General features: G+C 67.4%; 14 protein-coding genes and 1 tRNA gene. 7 read left to right on the top strand and 8 right to left on the bottom strand.

The genetic code is table 11. From position 1 onward, the window contains the following. Nucleotides 1-18: 18 nt before the first annotated feature. The 4 genes from F1193_RS12520 to F1193_RS12505 all read left to right on the top strand — a co-directional run bounded on the left by F1193_RS12520 (nucleotide 19) and on the right by F1193_RS12505 (nucleotide 4,049). Nucleotides 19-1,173, top strand: a complete 1,155-nt coding sequence (locus F1193_RS12520) for a two-component system sensor histidine kinase NtrB (protein ID WP_425457237.1) — start codon at nucleotides 19-21, stop codon at nucleotides 1,171-1,173. Nucleotides 1,174-1,402: 229 nt separating this feature from the next. Next, complete coding sequence (locus F1193_RS12515) at nucleotides 1,403-2,038, top strand: response regulator transcription factor (RefSeq protein ID WP_150098144.1); 636 nt, start codon at nucleotides 1,403-1,405, stop codon at nucleotides 2,036-2,038. A gap of 537 nt (nucleotides 2,039-2,575) precedes the next feature. Beyond that, a complete protein-coding gene (locus F1193_RS12510; RefSeq protein ID WP_211198855.1) occupies nucleotides 2,576-2,932 on the top strand; it encodes a response regulator in 357 nt (118 codons plus the stop codon). Between the two features lie 400 nt (nucleotides 2,933-3,332). Then, nucleotides 3,333-4,049, top strand: a complete 717-nt coding sequence (locus tag F1193_RS12505; protein ID WP_150098143.1) for a helix-turn-helix domain-containing protein — start codon at nucleotides 3,333-3,335, stop codon at nucleotides 4,047-4,049. Between the two features lie 499 nt (nucleotides 4,050-4,548). On the opposite strand, the gene F1193_RS12500 is transcribed toward F1193_RS12505, so the two are convergent. The 4 genes from F1193_RS12500 to F1193_RS12485 form a co-directional block, all read right to left on the bottom strand. Beyond that, nucleotides 4,549-5,523 (bottom strand): threonine dehydratase, encoded by a 975-nt coding sequence (locus tag F1193_RS12500; protein WP_210247366.1) that lies wholly within the window; start codon nucleotides 5,521-5,523, stop codon nucleotides 4,549-4,551. 227 nt (nucleotides 5,524-5,750) lie between these two features. Continuing rightward, on the bottom strand, nucleotides 5,751-6,230 hold the full coding sequence (gene bfr, locus F1193_RS12495; protein ID WP_150098142.1) for a bacterioferritin: 480 nt from the start codon (nucleotides 6,228-6,230) through the stop codon (nucleotides 5,751-5,753). 327 nt (nucleotides 6,231-6,557) lie between these two features. Further along, nucleotides 6,558-6,881: a (2Fe-2S)-binding protein gene (locus F1193_RS12490; RefSeq protein WP_150098141.1), complete on the bottom strand. Its 324-nt coding sequence runs from the start codon at nucleotides 6,879-6,881 to the stop codon at nucleotides 6,558-6,560. Nucleotides 6,882-7,059: 178 nt separating this feature from the next. Continuing rightward, complete coding sequence (locus F1193_RS12485; RefSeq protein ID WP_246164366.1) at nucleotides 7,060-10,488, bottom strand: PAS domain S-box protein; 3,429 nt, start codon at nucleotides 10,486-10,488, stop codon at nucleotides 7,060-7,062. A gap of 301 nt (nucleotides 10,489-10,789) precedes the next feature. Between F1193_RS12485 and F1193_RS12480 the strand changes: the two genes are divergently transcribed. The 3 genes from F1193_RS12480 (at nucleotide 10,790) to F1193_RS12470 (ending at nucleotide 12,988) form a co-directional block, all read left to right on the top strand. Then, nucleotides 10,790-11,167, top strand: a complete 378-nt coding sequence (locus F1193_RS12480) for a phasin (protein WP_150098140.1) — start codon at nucleotides 10,790-10,792, stop codon at nucleotides 11,165-11,167. A gap of 467 nt (nucleotides 11,168-11,634) precedes the next feature. Continuing rightward, on the top strand, nucleotides 11,635-12,141 hold the full coding sequence (locus F1193_RS12475) for a phasin (RefSeq protein ID WP_150098139.1): 507 nt from the start codon (nucleotides 11,635-11,637) through the stop codon (nucleotides 12,139-12,141). Nucleotides 12,142-12,911: 770 nt separating this feature from the next. Beyond that, nucleotides 12,912-12,988, top strand: a tRNA-Arg gene (locus F1193_RS12470). A gap of 14 nt (nucleotides 12,989-13,002) precedes the next feature. On the opposite strand, the gene F1193_RS12465 is transcribed toward F1193_RS12470, so the two are convergent. The 4 genes from F1193_RS12465 to F1193_RS12450 all read right to left on the bottom strand — a co-directional run bounded on the left by F1193_RS12465 (nucleotide 13,003) and on the right by F1193_RS12450 (nucleotide 15,263). Further along, on the bottom strand, nucleotides 13,003-14,100 hold the full coding sequence (locus F1193_RS12465; RefSeq protein WP_150098138.1) for a tyrosine-type recombinase/integrase: 1,098 nt from the start codon (nucleotides 14,098-14,100) through the stop codon (nucleotides 13,003-13,005). Further along, entirely contained in the window at nucleotides 14,090-14,287 is a 198-nt protein-coding gene (locus F1193_RS12460; protein ID WP_150098137.1) for a hypothetical protein, read from the bottom strand. The genes F1193_RS12465 and F1193_RS12460 overlap by 11 nt, the downstream gene beginning before the upstream one ends. A 311-nt stretch (nucleotides 14,288-14,598) precedes the next feature. Beyond that, nucleotides 14,599-15,042 carry a DUF2190 family protein gene (locus F1193_RS12455; RefSeq protein ID WP_150098136.1) on the bottom strand — a complete coding sequence of 148 codons (444 nt, stop codon included), beginning with the start codon at nucleotides 15,040-15,042 and terminating at the stop codon, nucleotides 14,599-14,601. Between the two features lie 5 nt (nucleotides 15,043-15,047). Then, complete coding sequence (locus tag F1193_RS12450) at nucleotides 15,048-15,263, bottom strand: phage head-tail joining protein (RefSeq protein WP_150098135.1); 216 nt, start codon at nucleotides 15,261-15,263, stop codon at nucleotides 15,048-15,050. Nucleotide 15,264: the final 1 nt, after the last annotated feature.

The following is a 15,264-nucleotide window of genomic DNA, read 5'->3' as shown; positions in this document are numbered from 1 at the left end:
GTTGGTTTAAGTTTGACTTTGGGAGTAAGTCTCATCCACGACTTCCACACCCTGAGAACCGTGTCTGACGCGCGTCTGGATAGCGTGCTCGATACCGCCGTCGATGGCATCATCGTCACCGACGAGCGCGGTCGCGTGCTCATGTTCAACCAGGCGTGCGAACGGCTGTTCGGCTGGAGCGAGGATGAGATACTCGGCCGCAACATCACCCTGCTGATGCCGCATAGCTGCGCCGCCGACCATGACGGCTACATCTCCACCTACATGGCCACCGGCGTGCGCAAGATCATCGGCATCGGCCGCGAGGTGCTGGGCCAGCACCGCGAGGGCACGGTGTTCCCGATCGAGTTGTCGGTGGGCGAGGCCAACACGCCGGACGGCCGGCAGTTCATCGGCATCCTGCGCGACCTGCGGCCGCGCAAGGAGGCCGAGCAGCGCCTGAACCAGTTGCAGACGGACCTGCTTCACATGGCCCGCGTCTCGGCCATGGACGAGATGGGTGCAGCGCTGGCGCACGAACTCAACCAGCCGCTGACCGCGGTGATGCTCTATCTGCAGGCCATCGCCCGGGCCAATGCGCGCGAGGCGCGCCAGGGCGGCGGCTTTTCCGAGAACACCAAGCTCATTCTCGACAAGGCGGTGCGGGAGGCCGAGCGCGCCGGCAACATCATCCAGCGCATGCGCCAGTTCGTCGAGAAGCGCGAGCCCGAGCGCCGCCTGCTCGAACTCAACCCGCTGGTCGACGACGCGGTGGAGCTGACCATGCTCGGCCATCGCCGCGGCACGCGCATCCTGCGCCAGCTTGCCGACGATTTGCCGCAGGTCCGGGTCGACCCGGTGCAGATCCAGCAGATCGTCGTCAACCTGGTGCGCAACGCGCTGGAAGTGGTCAAGGGCGTGGAGGCGCCGGAGGTACGGGTGGTCACCCGCGCCATCGACGGCATGGTGGAGATGGCCGTCCAGGACAATGGTCCCGGCATCCTGCCAGAGGCGATGGAGAACCTGTTCCGGGCGTTCGCCACCTCCAAGCGCACCGGGCTCGGCCTGGGACTGGCCATTTCGCGGACGATTGCCCAGAATCATAGCGGCGATCTGGTCGTCGACCCCGGCGGATCGGGCCGCGGGGCGTGTTTCATCCTGCAGCTTCCGGCGGCCAAGCCGGAAACGCTGTGAAACCGGAGACGCTGTAAAGCCGGAGACGCTGTAAAGCCGAAGTCCTGTGAAGGCGGGGTGTGAAGCGCGGCGGGCAACCGGGCGCAAACGGAAAACGACAGGAACGGCATCGTGAGGCCGCCGTCTGGCCCCTCCCCCTGCGCAGCGGCGTGGGGACGGCCCGAACCAGCGACGACACACCCAGCACCGACAATGGAAATGGCCCGAGACGGCGAGCGAAAGGAAGTCCATGCCGACGACTGCATCGAATGGGGCTCTTGAGGTTTTCGTGGTCGACGACGACCCGGCCGTGCGCGATGCGCTCGCAACGGTGCTGACGATCGAGGGCTTCCACGTCACCGGCTTCGCCGACGGCGGGGCCTTCATCACCGCCGCCCGCTCCCGCACGCCGGCCTGCATCCTGCTCGACGTGCACATGCCGGGGCGCTCCGGGCTCGACATCCTCAAGGAGCTCAACGCCCAGAACTACGCCTCGCCGATCTTCATCATTTCCGGCCAGGGCGACATTCCGATGGCCGTCGAGGCCATCAAGAACGGCGCGCTCGACTTCATCGAGAAGCCGTTCGACGCCGACACCGTGGTGTCGCGCGTGCGCGACGCGATCGACGCCAGCGCCCGCCGCAACCAGAACGGCCGCGCCGATTTCCTGCACATGGCCTTCCCCGGCCACGACCTGCTGACGCCGCGCGAGCGCGAGGTCCTGGCGCAGATCGCCTCCGGCGCCTCCAACAAGGAGGCCGGCCGCCACCTCGGCATCAGCCCGCGCACCATCGAGGTTCATCGGGCCCGCATCATGGAAAAGCTCGGCGCCAAGAACGCCGCCGATCTGGTGCGGATCGTGCTGACAGAGGGGCGCGGCCAATAGGCTGACGGCGGCCGATCCGCTGCCGGCAAGCCCGCGTCCGGTCCGAAACCCGCCCCCCGGGGCCGAGGCGTCGTCTCCCGGTCAACGGAGATCCCATCTCGGCGTTCGGGGTTTCGGCGCGCGGGTTCGCAGGGATCGCGTCAGGATCAGCCGGAAGCCGTATTTCTGGTTATTGCACGCACGGGTTGCTGCGTCTTAGACGAAGCACCTCGCGGGGATTTCGCGGCTGTCGCATTTCCCCGCATTGTTGGCGGGACACCCGGTGTATTTCTCTAGTGCATTCGCCGCAGAGGCGGAAACCGATCTTGCGAAAGTGAATGCGGTAAATCAACAACTTAGAGCGTCCCTCCGGTTGAGTGAGATCGACGGGGGCTCTGGCGGCGGACGTATCCAGCCTGGGATGATTGCCGCCTGCGATACGAAATCCCGCCTGCAAGGCCGGGGGTCCGTATTCCGATCGCCGAAAATCCCGTTCCCGAACAAGGATTGTCGGCGAGGCTGTTTCCTTGGATCACGGCGTGATCCCCCGGAAACCGTATGAAAGCACAAAAGGTGACGATTCATATTGTCGAAGATGATCCGGGTGTCAGCGACTCGCTGGTTCTGCTCTTGCGGAGTCTCGGTCATCACGCCATTGCCTATCCAGACGCGGAAACCTTCTTTCGTCACGAGCCGCCCGGCGCCGGCGACACGATCATCATCGACCTGCTGCTGCCCGGCATCAGCGGGGCGAAGGTGATTCGCTGGCTGCAGCGCCTCGCCAATCCGCCGGCCATCATCGCCATTTCCGGCCAGCCGCAATCCGCGATCGAGGCGCAGCTTCGCGGCATGGCGATGCCCCGCCTGCTGCGCAAACCGCTGACCGAGGACGTCATCACCCAGGAGCTCGGCTGAGGAACTCGGGTGAGGATCTCGGCCAAGGATCTCGGCCAAGGATCTCCACCAAGGATCTCGGCGGCGCCCGCTCGGGTGAAATTTGCGCGCCTGACGTTTGTTCGGCAGACATCCATCCAGCAGACATCCGTCCGGCAGACATCCGTCCGGCAGACATGGGCCGGCGGGCGCTCGAATGGCCGATATTCATTTGACGCAGATCATAATGTTTGGAACCTTGAGCGCCGTCATTGACGGCCTTCGGCCGTTGCGCCAACAGATGCTATCGTCCGGATAATATGCCGCGGTTAGGCGTTCTCCCTAAGTACGTCACCGGTTAACGTCCTCAGAACGCACGACTAGGCTTTCCGCAACAAGGCGAGCCGGATACGTAGCCGGCATGGCCAGACCAGGGGAAACCATGAAGCAACTCGTCGAGGAGCGGCAGGGGGAAACCGCCTCCCGCTGCGGTCACACCCCGGTATTGCACGCGCCCCCGGTGCTTCCAGTCCAGGATGTCGATGGCGAGATCGAGGGCCAGCGCGTCCGCTTCGTCCAGCACGCTTTGATCTTCCTCGAAGGCGACCCGGCCGACCGCATCTTCCAGGTCGTCGACGGCGCGGTGATGCTCTACAAGCTCCTGCCCGACGGTCGCCGCCAAGTGGTCGAGCTGCTCGGGCCGGGCGACATTTTCGGCCTGTCGTTCAAGCCGGTCCATGATTCCTCCGCCGAGACCCTGTCGCCGGCGCTGGTAACCTCCTACGAGCGCTCCGCCGTCGAGCGCTCGCCGCACTTCCTCGCCCGCCTGAACCGCTGCGTGCAGTCGCAGATCTGCGCCCTGCACGAGCACGCCGTGCTGCTCGGCCGCAAGTCGGCGCTGGAGCGCGTGGCGAGCTTCCTCATGCGCTTCGTGCCGCTGCACACCTGCCCCACCCATCAGGATCGCGAGCAGATGCTCGCCACCGTGCGCCTGACCATGACGCGCCAGGAGATCGCCGACTATCTCGGCCTCACCATCGAGACCGTCTCGCGCGCCTTCTCCGAATTGCGCCGCCGCGGTGTCGTCTCGATCGAGAAGCAGGACGAGGTGAAGATCAACCACGTATGCGGCATCTGCCGGCTGACCGGCACGCACTGACAGCGGTCCGCAGCCGCGGTTTCAGAGCGCCCGGTCTGACGGCATCAGACCGGGCGCTCTGAGTTTTTGGTCCGTCGCAGTCTCTTTCGGAAAGCCGGTCACTTTCGTAGAGCCGGCATCCGCTTCTGCGGAGACTGCTCTAAAGGCTGAAGAACCTGAACCGACCGGCCGGAACATTGGCGAGGCACACGGCGAGGCGGAACGCACACGACGCGCGCCGGGGCGTACCTCTGCGCGCCCCCCACCCCCAACCCCTCCCCACCATTCACTGCGTTCATGGGGGGAGGGGAGAAGAGGCATGCTCTTTTCTCCCCTCCCCCCGCGAGCTTCGCGAGCGGTGGGGAGGGGTCGGGGGTGGGGGGGTGCGCAGGGGCGAAACCCGAAACCGGAAATTGGCCGGAAGCCGTCTCGGTTTGCCACCGAAAACCCGGCACGCCGACGAGGGAAGCGCCTCGCCGCCGGGAGCCGCTGGGGTGGCGTTGACCCAGACACGTCCTGTTTAGGCCGTCCCCGGCGTCCCGCCGGCCAGCACCTCGGCCGCAACCGTCCGATCGATATTGCCGCCGGTAAGCACGATGCCGACGCGTCGTCCGCGCAGCCGGTCGCGCTCGGCCAGCGCCGCGGCGAGAGGCGCCGCACCGGCGCCCTCGGCCATATTGTGGGTGTCCTCGAACAGCGCGCGGATCGCGGCGGCGACCGCGTCGTCATCGACCTCGACGATCCGGGCGGCGCCGCGGCGGATGATCTCCAGCGCCGCCGGATCGGGCGTGCGCACCGCCATGCCGTCGGCGAAGGTGTCGGCGCTGTCGGTGGCGACCGGACGGCCCGCCGCGAACGACAGCGCGTAACCCGGCGCGCGGGCGGACACCACGCCGACGATCTCGGTCTTCAGCCCCAGCGCCTCGCGCACCGCAATGCAGCCGCAGATCCCCGAGCCGAGGCCGATCGGCACATAGAGCACGTCGAGGTCGGCCACCGCGCTCATCAACTCCAGCGCATAGGTCGCAACCCCCGAGATCAGCTCGCGCGAAATGGCCGGCGCGAACACCAGACCGTCGCGTTCGGCAAGTTCGAACGCGTGCGCCTTCGCAGCGTCGAAATCGCGGCCAAACTCGACCAGACGGGCGCCGAACGCCCGCATGGCGGCGTTCTTCTCCGGCGAATTGCCGTGCGGCACCACGATGGTCACCGCCGCCCCCGCCCGCCCGCCGGCAAAGGCCACCGACTGGCCATGATTGCCGCGCGTGGCGGAAATGACGCCGAGCGCCCCGGTGCGCTCGCGCCGCAGACGATCGAAATAGACCAGGCCGCCGCGCACCTTGAAGGCACCGGTCGGCGTGTGGTTCTCGTGCTTGACCCAGATCTCGGTGCCGAGGCGCTTCGCCAGCAGCGGCCACGCATAGTGCGGCGTCGGCCCCAGCGTGGCGTGGACCAGCGCCGCGGCGCGTTCGATATCGTCACGTTTCGGCAGCATGCTTGCTCCTGACGCTCCGGGCCGCACACGGCCGGACAACCGCAAGCCTGCCGGCGAATTCCCTATCGTCAAATGGAAAGGGGCGATCGATCCGATCGCCCCTCGTGATGCGGAATGCGAAGCTCCGGCCGATCGGCCGGAGCTCGTATGGTGCGGTTTCCGGTTGATCCCTTCGGAATGCCGGAAACCCCTTGTTCGATAACGGATTTTCGACGGCCTGTCCGGCCTCAGCCTTCCAGCTTGCCGATGTGGTGCTGGGCGTAGAGCTGCAGGCCGAGCTTCTCGACCAGATCGAGCTGGGTTTCGAGGAAGTCGATATGGCCTTCCTCGTCCGTCATCAGCTCCTCGAACAGGTTCTTGGACGGGAAGTCGCCGACCGAGGCCGCATACTTCGCGCCCTCCTGATACAGCGCCCGCGCCTCCTTCTCGGCCGCCAGGTCGGCGTCGAGGACTTCCTTGATGTTCTGGCCGATCCGCAGCGGATCGAGCGTCTGCAGGTTGGGGAAGCCCTCCAGGAACAGGATGCGCTCGACGAACTTGTCGGCGTGCTCCATCTCCTCGATGGCCTCCTCACGCCACTTCTTGGCGAGATCCTTGTATCCCCAGTCGTCGAGCATGCGATAGTGGAGCCAATACTGGCTTACCGCCGTCAGCTCGCTGCGCAAGCCGCGGTTGAGATACTCGATGACTTTCTGGTCGCCCTTCATTCGTGCCTCCGAGACGCGCAAATCCGATACGCGCAAACTGGAATAACTCTAATATGTAATACGAAATCCGGCCGATCAAGCCGGCGTTTCGCATTCCGGTCGCCGAAAATCGCGTCGTCGAACAAGGATTTTCGGCGCGCATGATCTCCGGATCAGCAGGTGACCGCCCGAACACCATGGCAGACCGCATGTGTCATGACCGGCTTCTGCAAGCCGCCATATACTCACATTATTATAATTGATTGCAGGCGAAAAGAATGCCGAAACTCTCGGCAATACGCGCTCGCCTTACCGCCGCAGCACTTGAATTCACGAAGAGGAAGAGCCCTATTCGGCCGCTTCCAGCAAGGGCGCGGGGCCGAACCGGCGCGGCGAGACGCGGTCATCCTTCACGCCATGCAGATGCAGCGGCTGGCGCTGCACATGGCCGGTATCGGTTACATGTGCCCCGCAGACGGTGGGGCAGGCGTCGCAATCGCCGCTCCTCACCTCGTCCAGAACCGCCTTGATCGAACGCGCGCAGCGGTGGCACTGCCCGTCACAACCTCCGAGCGTGCGGTAGACATCGCCGACGGTGCGCACCGTCGCGCCCTTGCTGGCGGCCGTTCGGATGTCATGGTCGGAGAGGACGTTGCAGGAGCAGACGATCATCCAGCTTGCCCCAATCTGCTGATGCGACCGAGTGGCATTCCATGTCCCATGAAATGCCGCCGCTGTCCATCGCGGGCAAGTCCCGACGATGCATATTGGAACTCGTCTGAACTGCAGGCCGGTCACCCGGCCGCGTCGCCAGTCTCCCGCAAGCCCCCTCAGGGATCCCCGAACGCCATCACTCCGCCAGCACGCGGGTGGGTGGAAAGGTGATCTCGACCATCGTGCCGGCATTGACGCCGCTGCGGATGCCGAAGGTGGCGCGGTTGGCCTCCACCAGCGCCTTGGTGAGCGGCAGGCCGAGCCCGGTGCCGTCGCCGCGGGTGCCGGCGCGGCCCGAGGTGTTGATCTGGCGGAACGGCTCCAGCGCCGCGGCAATGTCGGCCTCGTTCATGCCGACGCCGGTGTCGCGCACCCGCACCACCACCTCCCCGGTCTCCGACAACGCGGTGGACAGGATCACCTGCCCGCCCGGCTGGGTGAAGCGGATCGAGTTGGACAGCAGGTTGAGCACGATCTGCCGCATGGCGCGGGCGTCGGCCACCACCGGCGGCAGATGCGGCGCCAGCGACGTGCGGATGATGATGCGCTCGCGATTGGCCTGCGGCTGCATCAGCGCCATGCACTGGGCCAGCACGTCGTTGAGGTCGACGCTGACGAATTCGAGATCGAGCTTGCCGGCCTCGATCTTCGACAGGTCGAGCAGGTCGTTGACCAGCGACACCACGTGCTCGCCGGAGGTGTGGATGTCCTTGAGATATTCCTTGTAGCGCGGATTGCCGATCGGCCCGAACCGCTCCTCCATCATCACCTCGGAGAAGCCGATGATGGCATTGAGCGGCGTGCGGATCTCGTGGCTGATCTTGGCCAGGAAGTCCGACTTGTGGGAGCTGGCCCGCTCGGCTGCCCGGCGCGCCGCCACCAGCTCGTCCTCGGCCCGCTTCCACTGCGTGATGTCGCGGAACACCGCGCAGAACTTGGTGCCGTCCTCGTTGATGCGGCCCATGGTCATGAACAGCGGGATCAGCCCGCCCTCGCGCACCCGGCCCATCACCTCGCGCCCGTCGTTCAGCACGCTGGCGACGCCGCCGCGCAGCAGCCCGTCGATATAGTCGAACGCCGCGCGCTGGCTCTCGGGCGCGAACAGCAGGCCGAAGGAGCGGCCGGCAAGCTCGTGCCCGTCATAGCCGAACAGCGCCTCGGCGGCGCCATTGGTGCCGAGGATGCGCCCGTCGCGGTCGGTCAGCACCACGCCGTCGGTCGCGGTGTTGAGAATCGCGTGCAGCTCGCGCGCCGAGGCCTCGGCGGTGCGGAGCGCCCCCTCCAGCATGCGGATGCGCTCGTCGGCCTGGTTGTCGATCCGGCGCAGCACCAGCACCATGGCGCTGTCGCCATGCCAGGGCGCGCTGAACAGCCGCGCCTCCACCGGTACCAAAGCGTCCGATCCGCCGCGGATCGTCAGCGCCTTGCCGCCGCTGTCGGCCCCGGCCAGATCCTCGCCCCCGAACAGCGCGGCGATGCCGCCGGCGCGCTCGATCTCCTCGGCCGTCCGCCGTCCCGTCCAGTCGAGCAGCGCCGGATTTGCGAACAGCACGCGGTCGGCACGGTAGACCAGCACGCCGAGCGGGATGCGCTCCAGCACCGCCCGCTCGCCGCTGGCCACCATGCGGGCCACCAGCTCGGGACGGGCCTCGGGCTCGGGCTGAAGCGCGGGCACCGGTTCCGCCAGGGGCGCGGGTTCGGCGGGCGCCTCATGCGGATCCTGCTCTTGCGGCTCCTGCTCGTGCAGATCCTGCTCGCGCAGATCCTGCTCATGCAGATCCTGGGCAGCGGCCTGGGGCGGCTCCTCCGGGGGAACCTGAGGGCCCCCCTCATCCCCGCGTTCCTCGGATGCAGGTTCGCCAGCCGCGCGCGCGGCTGCCCCAGACGCCTCGGTCTCGGAAACCTCCGTCTCCGGCACGTCAATCTCGGGCACGCCGGTCTCGGGCGCCTCGGCTTCGGGCGCCTCGACCTTGGAGTCCGCGAGCTTGGGCTCCTTGGGCTCGTCGGGTTTGCGGGCCTCAGGCGCCGGTCTCGGCGTCTCCGGCAGCACCGCGCCGATGCGGCCGGTGCCCCCCTCCCCGGCCCGCGGCACCGCACCGAGCATGCGGCCGATCTCGTTGAACGCCGAGCGCTCGCCCGGCGACAGCGCGGGCTTGCGCGCCTCGGGCGGCTCGGCCCTGAGCGGCACCACCTTGGCACCGGCACCCGGCTTGGCTGCGGGCTCGACCGGCGGCGCGGGCGCGGCCGGCGGGGCAGCCTCGGCCTTGCTGTCCGCAGGCGGCGGCGCGGCTGGCGCCGGCCGCAGCGCCCGGCACACGCCGAAGCCGCGATAGCCCTGGAACGTGCGCGCGCGGTCGAACACCGGCAGGCCGGCGAGATCGACCATCGCCACATCGTCGAAGTCGGTCGGCCACGCCACGTTGACGCCCGACCAGGTGTCGCGCTTGGCCAGCGCGCGGGCGATGCGCCCGTCGGGGTCGAACCCCAGGCGCTCGGCAAGATCGACCAGATTTTCGCCGATGATGTCGGCAGCCCGCTGCCCAACCGCCTCGGCAAGTTCGCCCGACACCTGGACCAGAAGCCCCGCCGCATCGGTCTGCCAGACGAAACGCAGCGGCAGGCGGCGGCCGCCTCCGCTCGCCGGGGCCGCCGGCGCCTCGGCAGACGGCGCCTCGGCCGGCGGCGTGGCGGCAGGCTCGGTCGCCGGCGCGGACGTCTCGCGCGCCTCGGACGCCTCGTTCGCGACCGCGTCGATCGGCGCGCGCTCCTCGGCGGTCTCGGGACCGGCCGGCTCGGCGGCGGCCGGCGCCTCGATGGGGACCGGCTCGGCGGTCGGCTCTGCCGTCGGTTCGGCAAACAGGTCGGCCTGCGGCGCCGGCTCGGCCGGCGGCACCGGCTGCGGCGCGGGCGCCGCGGCTTCGGGGGCCGCGACGAAACGGCCGAACAGCATCGGCGCGCCGCCGAGCGTGAGAACCTGCAGCACTAGCTGCCCGCCGGCCAACGGCCGCGCAGCCGGGCGCATCGCCGCCTCGGCGATCCAGGCCGGGGCGTCGGCGGCCAGGGCCGACAGCCTCGGCGCCGCACCAGCGAGCCACCCGGCCTCGGCGCTCGCCGCCAGGATCCGGCCCTCGCCGTCGGCGACGATCGCCGGTGCCGCGACGATGGCGGCGATCAGCCGGGCGATGGTGGCCGCGGTCGCGGCGCGATCGCCCCCCTCCTCCAGCGAGGCGATGGTGATGAGGTCGCCGAGCGGGGTGTCCGGCAGCCGGCGGCAGGCGGCGGTGACCGCCGCGAAGCGCGCGCCGGGCAGGCGCAGCCGCTCCAGGCGAACCGCCCCGCTCCGTGGCAGCACGCGGCGCAGCCGATCGAGCTCCCGGCCAAGCGGCGAGGTCTCCGGCACATGCGCCCCGAGCCCCGCGGCCGGCCCGAGGGCGGCGAGGCCCCCGGCATTGGCCAGCGCCAGCGTGCCATCCGCGCCACAGGCCCAGGCCGGCCCCTGCCGGGCGATCAACCCGGCGAGCCTGCCATCGCTGAGCGCGGCCATCAGCCGCTGGAGATCGATCATCGCTCGCGTCTCGTCTCGCCGCGTCGCATCTGGTGCTCGGCCGGTGGCAGCAGCCCGGCCATTTCTAACTGAAATATTAATAGAAACGTGGCGTCGCTCCGTCCACGCGCACGGCCGCCGTGAACAAAATACGCTTCTTTAACCTTAACTAGGCGGGCCACTCCGACAGGCCCCGCATATCGCGATGCGAAATTTATGTTGCAGTGCACAATAAGCAATGCTAAGGTTGCTTTTGTCATCGCTGCTACCCTCGGGGCGTGGGAGCCCGGGGGTCCGAGCAGCCCACCCAAGGAGGCTTGCAATGGTTACGACGAAGAACCCGCAACTCGACGTCCCGCCGGAACTGCGCGATTTCGCCGAAAAGAGCGTCGAACAGACCAAGAAGGCGGTCGACAGCTATCTGAGCGCCGCCCAGAAGGCCGTCGGCACGATCGAAGGCTCCGCCGAGGCGATGCAGAGCGGCATCAAGGATCTGGGCAAGAAGGCCATGGGCTTTGCCGAGGTCAATGTGGCGTCGAGCTTCGAGCTTGCCCAGAAGCTGGTCCGCGCCAAGGACGTGCAGGAAGTGATGCGCATCCAGGCCGAGTTCGTCCAGGACCAGATGAAGGTGCTCTCCGAGCAGGCCAAGGAACTCGGCACCATCGCCCAGAAGGCGCTGAAGGTGAACACGCCGTCCTGAGCGCATCGAGGGGACATTGCCAGGATCCCGCCGGTGATGGCGTGTGACCACAGGCAATGACCGGCGATCCGAGGCGATCGGATCGGACAGCCGCGAGGCGCGTCATCGGCGCGCCAGCGTTCGGCTGAGCGGCACGAACGGGAGACACGGAGGTCGGCCCTCTGGGCCAACGATCCGTGTCCAGGTCGCCGGAAATCCCGGTTTCGCATCCGGGTTTTCGGCAAGGCTGTCTCCGGGATCATCGGATGATCCTCCGGAGGCCGGACAGTTGATACGACATCCGGTCCCAGGACCGGCGTTTCGTATTCCTTTCGCCGAAAAATCCTTCAGATCAAGGATTTTTCGGTGAGACCGTTTCCGGCAGCCCAACGGGATCGACCGGAAACCGTATCAGATGTTCCCGGACTGCCCGCGGCGGTCGGACCGGGAGGGTGTGCACCGCCGCAACCGATTTGAGGACAACCACCATGGCCGAGACCAAGATCGAGCCCAAGAGCATGGCCGAGGTCAAATCCGCCGAGGTCAAACCCGCCGACACCAAGCCGGCGAAGCCCAAGGCGCCGGTAGCCGCGGCGGCCGACATGGAACTGCCGGTGGCGATGCGCGAGATGGCCGAGAAGAGCGTCGCCCAGGCCAAGGATGCCTATGAGAAGATCAAGTCGGCGGCGGAAGAGACCACCGACATGATCGAGGACACCTACATCACGGCGAGCAAGGGCCTTTCCGACCTCAACATCCGGGCGCTGGAAGCGATGCGGGCGAACATCAACGCCTCCTTCGACTTCACCCGCGCGGTGATGCAGGTGAAGACCCTGTCGCAGGCGGTGGAGCTGACCTCCAGCCACATCCGCAAGCAGTTCGAGACGCTGATCGACCAGACCCGCGAACTGACGGATCTGGCCCAGAAGATCGCCGCCGACACCGCCGAGCCGGTGAAGGCCAGCGTCGAGAAGGTGGTCAAGCCGGCCGCCTGATTCGGCTTCCGGCCGATCGGGCCGCAGAACCATATGCCGGTCGCCGAGAATCCCGTTCTCGGACACGGGGTTTTCGGTGCGGCCGTTGCCGGGATCCGAGGAGATCGTCCGGAAACCGTGTGATACGGTTTCCGGCTGATCAAGCCGGAGAACCGTACTCAAATCGCCGAAAATCCCGTTTCCGAACAAGGGGTTTTCGGCGAGACCGTTTCCGGCATCCCGAAGGGATCAACCGGAAACCGCATGAATTGGCACCGGAAGATCCGCCCCGCTGGCGATGAAAGCGCCTCGCTGCCGGCAGCCGCTGGGGGGTGGGTTGGCCCGGACACGACCCCGGACACTGTTTCGCCGAGGCAGGACGCATTGCCCGCCCGCCGCGGCGAGGTGGGCGTTCTGGAGTGACGTTCGAACATGGACGCTCGGAGGCAGGAGTTCGAGGGCGGGCGCTCGGAGGCGGGAGTTCTGACGCAGGCGTTCGGAGGCGAGAGACCGGAGGCAGGAGTTCGGAAACACGCGTTCGCCGGCCACCCCTGCCCTTTCGTCTCCCGCGAGCCTCCGCTGAGTCCCCCTTCGGCCCCATCTCGCGCTGCGCTGGCGTCCAGCCAATCCCGCCGGGCCGCAATGCCTGAGGGGCATGAACACCGCCGCCGGCAACTTGTCCCTCGTTTTCGCCCCGCAAGCGAGATAATCCGCAGGAAGGTGGGACGGGGGTCTTGAAATGCCGGGGCCAACTCGGTATGCAGCCTACCTCCCGGCACCGACCGGCTCGCGCGCCCGTAGCTCAGCTGGATAGAGCACCAGACTACGAATCTGGGGGTCAGAGGTTCGAATCCTTTCGGGCGCGCCATTAAAATCAAACACTTAGCTGCCCTCCTTCGGCTTCCGAACCCGTCTGGTTTGCAGACGGTTTGCAAATTTCGTTCGCTTGGCGTTCTCGAAATTGGCGATTGCCTCCTCAGCCAGCCCCCGCGTTCGGGCTAGGTAGGTTTCCAAGATCCTCGTCACCGTCTTGAGCGAGTGGCCGGTGATGGACGCAATCTGCGGAACCGTGCAGCCGGCCTCCGCCAGCATCGTGACCGCCGTTCCCCGGAGGTCATGAAAGTGCAGGTCGGTGATTCCCGCCGCCGCCGACGCTTCCTCCCAGCACCGTGCGAAGTACCGTTTCTCCCAGGGCCGGCCCGTCTTCGTGGTCAGAATCACCGCCGCCTGGCGCGGTGCTTCGTCGAGCATCCGCCGCAACGCCTTCGTGCATGGCACGGTGAGGGCGGGGGCGACCTTGCCACCCCTCTTCGATTTGCCCTGCCGAAGGGTGATCGCCGTCCCGTCGTAGTTCGTCCAGGCAAGCCGGCGAATGTCTCCTTGCCGCTGCCCGGTGTGGAGCGCGAGGATCAGCGCGCGCTGCAGCTCAATCGGCGCGACCTTCATGAAGGCTGCGACGTGCTCCGGTAGCCAAATCCTGTCGACGCGATTGGAGGCGTAGAGGCGCTTGAAACCGGCGAGGTGGTTCGCGCTGAGCCGGCCGTTCTCCCGCGCCCAGGTGAGCATGGCGCTGATCGCCGAGAGCCGGTTGTCGGCCTCGCGCTCGCCCGACGACTTGGCGATCTGTGCGCGCCAATCGAGGAAGTCGCGGCGCACGCGCGGATCCTCAAGCGCGGCGATCGGCAGGTCGCCGAACTTGCCCTCCGCTTTCGTGAGCATCCGGCGATACTCGCCTTGGGTGCTGTCCGCGAGCTTCCCGAATTCCGGTGACAGCGTGAAGTCGCGCACCAGCCCATTGAACACGCCGGCGAGTCGGTCCCGCATCAGCTTCTCGGCGGCTGCGATACAGGCCAGGAACTCCGGCGAGCCCGGCTCGCCGGTCAACGGATGCCCGGTTGCCCGATGGTAGCGATGGACCTTCACCGTTCCGTCGGCGAGCTTCTTCCTGACAGTGTTGATGCCTTTCAGCCTAACGCGCATTGCGCGCCCTCCATTCGTCGAGGGCATTCTTCGGGGCCTCCAGGGTCGGCGTGGCGGTGACCACGATCCGGCCCGCTGCCGGGTCGACTTCGACGCGAATCTTGTCTGCGGGCACGCCGGCGGCGATCACGCCAGCGACCGCGCGCTTGACGTCCGCCTGCCTGAACGGGACCCGCCCCCTCGCCATTTGTCCGCCTCATCCTCGACTGTGGCGCCAGTGTCCGGGGCAACCCTGCAAGTCGGAAATGGAATCTGCTCCGGCCCGGCGGCGCTGGTTCATCCGCAGTCGCCGCCGGACCCGGAAAGAGCCTCCCCCGGCCAAAGCCGGGAGAGGCGGAAACCGCCGTCACGGGGCAGGAGAACCCCGGCGGGCAGCGGTCGCGGGTCATCACTCCGCCCGCTGGTCTCGGCGCCTCACCGATCTTCAGAACCAACGGCGGCAAGCGAGGCGCCTTAGGGACCGACCAAGCCCCAGGCTCAACCCGCCGCAGGCATTCGTTAGCTCGTCGCGACCGCCTTGGTGGTGCGCAGCGCGGCGAGGATGACGTTGATCTTCGCGACCGCCGTCGCGAGGTCGGCACCGCCGGCGAGGTCGGCGATCGCCGCCGCCGGCACCACCGGTTTCGGGTCGAGCTTCACGAGGCCGATCGCCGCGCTGGAGCCGGCCGCAGCCACCGCGACGCCGATCTGCAGGTCGCCAGAGGTGGCGGCCTCGCCGGCGCTCGCGTTCCAGAAGACGGGCTGGCCGACGATCCAGGCGGCGCCGGTGGTCTTCTTCAACGAAAAAACGCCTTCGGTCGCGACCTCGACCTCGGCACCTTCGGCGGCATCGAACGCTGCAACGCCGAAGACCGAGCCAACCATCACGCCGTCGCCGGAGGCCACACCGCCGCTCGGCGCTGTCAGGGTCAGCATGCGACCCGATTGCACGAAATTTTTCATAGCTCTCACCATCCTCTGGTGTTTCTGAGGTGGACGATCTTGCCGGCCGGTCGCCCTTCGGCGGCGGCGATCTCGGCCTCAATGTCGGCGATCGCCTTGCGGATGTCGGCGACTGAACGAGCTGTCATTTCCCGCTCGCCCTCGCGCACTGAATGCGTCGGACTGGCGAGATCCTCCTTGAGGAGCGACAGCCGCTGCCGAAGGGTGTCCAGGTCCGCCATG

The organism is Blastochloris sulfoviridis (assembly GCF_008630065.1).
GTDB lineage: Bacteria > Pseudomonadota > Alphaproteobacteria > Rhizobiales > Xanthobacteraceae > Blastochloris > Blastochloris sulfoviridis.
This window is presented reverse-complemented; position numbering and strand designations above follow the sequence as displayed.

What these genes read in the sequence shown, in the direction of transcription:
- F1193_RS12465 (WP_150098138.1), bottom strand. Translation starts at nt 14,100, where the DNA reads ATGCGCGTTAGGCTGAAAGGCATCAACACTGTCAGGAAGAAGCTCGCC.
- F1193_RS12490 (WP_150098141.1), bottom strand. Translation starts at nt 6,881, where the DNA reads ATGATCGTCTGCTCCTGCAACGTCCTCTCCGACCATGACATCCGAACG.
- F1193_RS12510 (WP_211198855.1), top strand. Translation starts at nt 2,576, where the DNA reads ATGAAAGCACAAAAGGTGACGATTCATATTGTCGAAGATGATCCGGGT.
- F1193_RS12480 (WP_150098140.1), top strand. Translation starts at nt 10,790, where the DNA reads ATGGTTACGACGAAGAACCCGCAACTCGACGTCCCGCCGGAACTGCGC.
- F1193_RS12485 (WP_246164366.1), bottom strand. Translation starts at nt 10,488, where the DNA reads ATGATCGATCTCCAGCGGCTGATGGCCGCGCTCAGCGATGGCAGGCTC.
- F1193_RS12450 (WP_150098135.1), bottom strand. Translation starts at nt 15,263, where the DNA reads ATGGCGGACCTGGACACCCTTCGGCAGCGGCTGTCGCTCCTCAAGGAG.
- F1193_RS12505 (WP_150098143.1), top strand. Translation starts at nt 3,333, where the DNA reads ATGAAGCAACTCGTCGAGGAGCGGCAGGGGGAAACCGCCTCCCGCTGC.
- F1193_RS12455 (WP_150098136.1), bottom strand. Translation starts at nt 15,042, where the DNA reads ATGAAAAATTTCGTGCAATCGGGTCGCATGCTGACCCTGACAGCGCCG.
- F1193_RS12475 (WP_150098139.1), top strand. Translation starts at nt 11,635, where the DNA reads ATGGCCGAGACCAAGATCGAGCCCAAGAGCATGGCCGAGGTCAAATCC.
- F1193_RS12460 (WP_150098137.1), bottom strand. Translation starts at nt 14,287, where the DNA reads ATGGCGAGGGGGCGGGTCCCGTTCAGGCAGGCGGACGTCAAGCGCGCG.
- F1193_RS12515 (WP_150098144.1), top strand. Translation starts at nt 1,403, where the DNA reads ATGCCGACGACTGCATCGAATGGGGCTCTTGAGGTTTTCGTGGTCGAC.
- bfr (WP_150098142.1), bottom strand. Translation starts at nt 6,230, where the DNA reads ATGAAGGGCGACCAGAAAGTCATCGAGTATCTCAACCGCGGCTTGCGC.
- F1193_RS12500 (WP_210247366.1), bottom strand. Translation starts at nt 5,523, where the DNA reads ATGCTGCCGAAACGTGACGATATCGAACGCGCCGCGGCGCTGGTCCAC.